5 protein-coding genes and 1 pseudogene are annotated in these 5,093 nt (G+C 43.6%); 4 read left to right on the forward strand and 2 right to left on the reverse strand.

Features of this window, described 5'->3' with window-relative positions; all coding sequences use genetic code 11:
• Positions 1–81 precede the first annotated feature (81 nt).
• The gene (locus tag Xedl_RS18905) at positions 82–540 is read left to right on the forward strand and encodes a hypothetical protein (RefSeq protein WP_074025266.1); all 459 of its coding nucleotides are present in this window, start codon (positions 82–84) and stop codon (positions 538–540) included.
• Between the two features lie 553 nt (positions 541–1,093).
• On the opposite strand, the gene Xedl_RS18910 is transcribed toward Xedl_RS18905, so the two are convergent.
• Positions 1,094–1,399, reverse strand: coding sequence for a hypothetical protein (locus Xedl_RS18910; protein WP_074025267.1), 306 nt, complete (start codon positions 1,397–1,399; stop codon positions 1,094–1,096).
• Between the two features lie 765 nt (positions 1,400–2,164).
• Here Xedl_RS18910 and Xedl_RS18915 point away from each other — a divergent pair.
• Positions 2,165–2,884 (forward strand): annotated as a pseudogene (locus Xedl_RS18915) (phage portal protein); the annotation flags it as partial.
• Positions 2,885–3,308: 424 nt separating this feature from the next.
• Positions 3,309–3,656 carry a hypothetical protein gene (locus Xedl_RS18920; protein WP_074025268.1) on the forward strand — a complete coding sequence of 116 codons (348 nt, stop codon included), beginning with the start codon at positions 3,309–3,311 and terminating at the stop codon, positions 3,654–3,656.
• A gap of 78 nt (positions 3,657–3,734) precedes the next feature.
• On the opposite strand, the gene Xedl_RS28000 is transcribed toward Xedl_RS18920, so the two are convergent.
• Entirely contained in the window at positions 3,735–3,902 is a 168-nt protein-coding gene (locus Xedl_RS28000) for a hypothetical protein (RefSeq protein WP_158024412.1), read from the reverse strand.
• Between the two features lie 134 nt (positions 3,903–4,036).
• On the opposite strand from Xedl_RS28000, the gene Xedl_RS18925 reads away from it, so the two are divergent.
• Positions 4,037–4,918, forward strand: a complete 882-nt coding sequence (locus tag Xedl_RS18925; RefSeq protein WP_083600400.1) for a tyrosine-type recombinase/integrase — start codon at positions 4,037–4,039, stop codon at positions 4,916–4,918.
• Positions 4,919–5,093: the final 175 nt, after the last annotated feature.

Consider the following 5,093-nt stretch of genomic DNA (forward strand, 5'->3'; position numbering starts at 1 on the left):
ATGATAAAATCTTGCTGTGACATAGCCTTTTGTTCCTTTATTTCTCTATTTTTGACGACTTAAAGTTATAAAGGAGCGGCTATGTCATTTCAACTCACCCTAAAAGTCGAGCATCGCGTTATGTTTATAAAAAAAATAACCCCACGAGATCCATTTATAGTCAGCTATTATCCACTCGTGAGAAGCAGGCTAATCCTCCCTGCTCAAGCACCTCCCCCCCATTTACAGCCTAATCAGTTAGACGCTGATATCCTTGATATATATTTAGAATATTTAATTCTATCTAGATTTTTAAGTGCAAATGAATTTGGAATACTCACTATTAAAGCGCCGAAGTTTATTGACTTGGCGTATGATCCTTATATTAATTTATCAAACATAGAAAGATATCTACATTTACTTGGATTCAAACCTGTTTTAGCAACCAGTGGCGTTAAATATGAGCAAAATGTTTATCCACACGTTCGTAGCTTAGATGAGTATGAACATATAGTGTTGCCTGCAATAAAAGCAGCATGGGTAGCGAATCCTCCGTATTGAATTCCATGTGAACGTGTACGCATCAGACTCACAAAGCCGACTATTCAGAGCCTCACCGACACCACGCCCTTAGCCTACTCCTGCCACGCCAGAATCATTTGCTCTGGGGTGGCAATGCATCCTGAACAAGAGGGTCTACCTCTGGATGCTGCGTCTTAATCCTGCCAGTGATTTTCAATCGCTTCACTCATGCAGCGCATCCAATCAGCCAGTTTTAGTGCCGCCTCTTTCTCTGATTTCAGTTTAACCTCAGCTTCGTTTAAAAATAGCCAGAATGATAATGATGAATGAGGGAGGAAAATGACTAAATCCCCCGCAGAATGGAAAGCTGCCCAGCGTCAACGCTAGAAAATGCAAATACGGGCAGTGCAGCAATGTGATGATGCTCTGCCTGTGACGGAATGTTGCTTCTCTGGCGATTCTGCCTGTTAGGCTACGCTGGGCTGGTATGAGGTAAAATTGTGATGGTGTGACATGTCACGAAAGGCGATCAATCCCGCCTTTGAACGGCGGGAATGTGATAATGAGTAAATACTATCATCAGTGTTATTCTTTAACCCCAAAATTGGCGAATGCTATCAACAGCGGGGAGCATATTGCTGGCATTGTGATTTACATTATATTCGAACCAAATACTATTGTTATATAAGCAAAATCCCATATTATGACTGACTTCATAGACAACACGGCGTAGATAACCACTTTGGTTAGTCATAATCCATAAAATAGGGTATTCGTAGAGTAAACCTCCAGTCATAGATCTAGAATAATATAACTGAGTCATACTCTTTTTTCTCCAGTGCCTTCCCTGGCCTCTTTCGTATTCAATAAATCTATTAATGCGTTCAAAATAAGACATAGAAATCTCCTTAAACGGAATGAATAAATTCCGTATCAGTGTGTCAATAAAAGGCAGCAATTTTCTTCTTGCATAAAATCACCCATTCCCCACGTTACTCTTTTATTTCTATGTGAAAATACATCAATATGTTCTTGGTGGCGGAGTCCAAAATGTCTGAACACTGATTATTGCCCGTTGTATGGAGGCTGAAAATTGTGTAATTGCGTGTATGTTCCAGTTGCCATTCTGATATAAGTCAATTCTGCGTAAGTCGCTCGTCTTCCCGCCTAAATAGAATAATGTATCCTGATAAGTATAAGACAGGTGTAAATGTGGCCATGCGTTGGCAGGATCAGTACATCCGGGGTTTGGGGAAAAATACACATCGTTCGAATCAGAGGCGTGATATCGCAGCCAGTTTCTTCCTCGTATCGCTTCTTGATGAATAAAAGTTGAAATTCTCTGTGCACTGTACATAAAACCCCCTTTATATTCTGTACTCTTGGTAAATACAGGTCGTGACACTCTACTGCATAAAAAACTATTTCGTGCCTTAATCCGCAAGAGTAAACTAGGATTTCTCACCTCGCTAAGTCCCAGCGCAGGTGCGGCGGGGTCACGACTGTGCACAGCGGCGTTTGATGGCGCGCCAGAATTAAATTTCATCATGTAATCATTACCATCGAAACTATACTTTATTCAAGCAAAAAAAAGACCGCCTGTGCAGACGGTCATTTAATCGCTGTTAAGAGTACGGGTTATTCGTCCTCATTCAGTGTGTAGCGGTCGTTCCGGGCAGCCCCGCACCACAGCAGCGCGGTGTATGTGAAACGCAATATTCTGACCAGCACCTTTGTTTCCCACCGGTTACTGAGCCGGCAGGCGTTCGATTCGTGGGCGCTGGATTTTATGCTGTTCGGTAATGCTTATCTGGAGTTACGCAAAAACCGCCTTGGCCACCCCTTAAGCCTGCATCATTGCCCGGCCAAATTCACCCGGCGCGGGGAAGATTTGGACACCTACTGGTTTGTGCGTTATGGCTATCAGAGCCAGCCGTATGCGTTCGAGACGGGGCAGGTGTTTCACCTGATTGAACCCGACATTAACCAGGAGTTGTACGGTTTGCCCGAATATCTGGCGGCGTTGCCCTCAGCCCTGCTGAATGAGTCCGCGACGCTGTTCCGGCGCAAGTATTATCTGAACGGCAGCCATGCGGGGTATATCCTGTATATCAGCGATGCCTCACAAAATATTTCCGATGTGAACAATATCCGGGATGCGCTAAAGAACAGCAAAGGCCCCGGCAACTTCCGCAATTTGTTTCTGTATGCACCAGGCGGTAAGAAAGACGGTATCCAGACTATCCCGCTTTCCGAGGCGGCGGCCAAGGTCTTTGTGCGCAATGAGCTGATGCCGCTGCAAAGCAAGATGAAGCAACTCAATGACTGGATAGGGGAAGAAGTGATCCGGTTTGAGCGGTATTCATTGGAGGATGAAGAATAACTGACACGACGGATTGAGCGCCGCCTGCGGGCGGTCTTTTTTTGCCTGAATAAAATATAGTTTCATCGGTAATGATCGCATGATGAAATTTGAGGCCGGCATGACCATCAAACGCCGCCGCGCGCAGTCATGACCCCGCCACGCCTGCCCACTAAATGCAGTGCTTTTTATGCACCTGCAAGGGATTGTTTAAAGCGCGCCAGTGCTGGCGCTTAGTGAGATGTGAGATCTTTGTTTGATCTTGCAGATTGGTGCAGGAAGTGAACAATTTAGGTCCCAAAAATCATTATTCTTTTCTGACCTGTATTGGATTTATTTATAATTATCCATGACATTTATTATGAGGAATTTTTATGACTCATCAACGCACATACATCTCCCATATTAACGATTTTCTTGAGCAGGAAAGACGTCAGGGACGACATTGGCGACCACCCGAGCCATAAATGAGTTTTATTACGCTGGCCCTGCAATTATCACAGGGCATCCAGGCAACCACTATCCATTGTTACATTTAGTTTTTTCTTTTAATGGTTTTACAGAATCTCTAATCTATTTCACTGGCCCTAGCCCTCGTCCTATCTCTAGCTTTGTCCCTCGCGTTGTCCCTAACTTTGATCTTCACTTTGGCTTTGACATTGATGTTGACCATAGCATGTGTGTGGTGTTATATCGCAACTCTTTTTGGTTTGAATCCCATGTAGACCAACTTCCCAGAGATATGCAAAACGCTAATCGTGCTTTTATGGCACATTGGTTGCGATACGGTTAACACTTATAGAGTTAACCGTTATCAATATCTCGCCTCCCAAAGGCGGGATTGAATACAGCATCGTGACATCTCACACAATCACAATTTTAACTCATGCCAGCCTAAGGTATTCCAGCACGTAGCTTCACCAGAGAAGCAGCATTCAGCCACAGGAAGATTGTCACCACACTTTTTCTGGCGTAAATCAGCCTCATCTTTGCAGATCAGCGAGGCGAGATATTCAACCACCTCAATCAGGATATGCATGAAGCGATAAGAGATATCACGAAATATTTGGGCGAATATTATAATTACATTCGCCCCCATAGTTTTAATGGAGGCATTTCTCCTGCTGAATACGAAAGGCAATGGGAGCAGGCTAAAATAGTGTCCGGAAGTTCTTGACCGCTACATACGAAAAATTAATCGCCAATCAGAAAAATGACGAAACGCTAAACGGTTTGGTTAAGGCGTTTTTTCGTTCCCCTGATTTTTCCGCACTGGCTACTGAAACCAAAAAAGATTACCGAAAATATGCAGGTAAGCTGTTACCTGTATTTGGGAATATGTTACCGGACAATATCAAACCGGAGCATATTCGAAAGTACATGGATAAACGCGGATTAAAAGCCAAGACACAGCCTAATCGCGAGAAAAATTTTTTGTCCCGTGTATATAAGTGGGGCTATGAGCGGGGGATGGTCAAAAGCAATCCATGTAAAGGTGTTCGACAATTCAAGGAAATTCCTAGGGATCGGTATATCACCGATGATGAATACAATGCTATCTACTCCGTTGCTCCACCAGTAATTCAGGTTGCAATGGAACTGGCCTATCTGTGTTGCGCCCGCCAAGCTGACGTTCTGGCACTGACCTACGCGCAAGTACGGGAAGATGGCATTTTCATTAAACAGGGGAAAACGGGTGTTGCCCAAATCAAAGCCTGGACAGAACGGCTAGATAATGCAATTGCAATGAGTAAAGCACTACCGTTAGATAATAGCGTTAGCAGTATTTATGTGCTCCACCAGCGCAAAGGATCTAAGTACACCCGTGATGGGTTTAACAGCCGCTGGAAAAAAGCCAGAGCCGCCGCTATTGAAAAATTTCCAGAGTTGGACTTTAACTTCACATTTCATGATCTGAAAGCAAAAGGGATTTCAGATCTGGAGGGTACACTGGCCGAAAAACAAAAAATCACTGGACATAAAAACATTACTCAAACGGCAAGATATGATAGAAAAGTGAATGTTGTTCCGGTCGTTGGGGGACAAAAAAAGTAAACGAATGGTCAAAAAATATAGTGAAAGAATATAGTGAACAAATAGGGCGTGTTGATGTTTTGTGAGGGATTATTAAACAGCATGATGATTTGGTATAATTACTTTCGCCAAAAAACAACCAGACCTCACCATCATGCCGCGAACTATGTTAACAGATCTCCAATGGAATAAGCTA

The organism is Xenorhabdus eapokensis, from assembly GCF_001908105.1.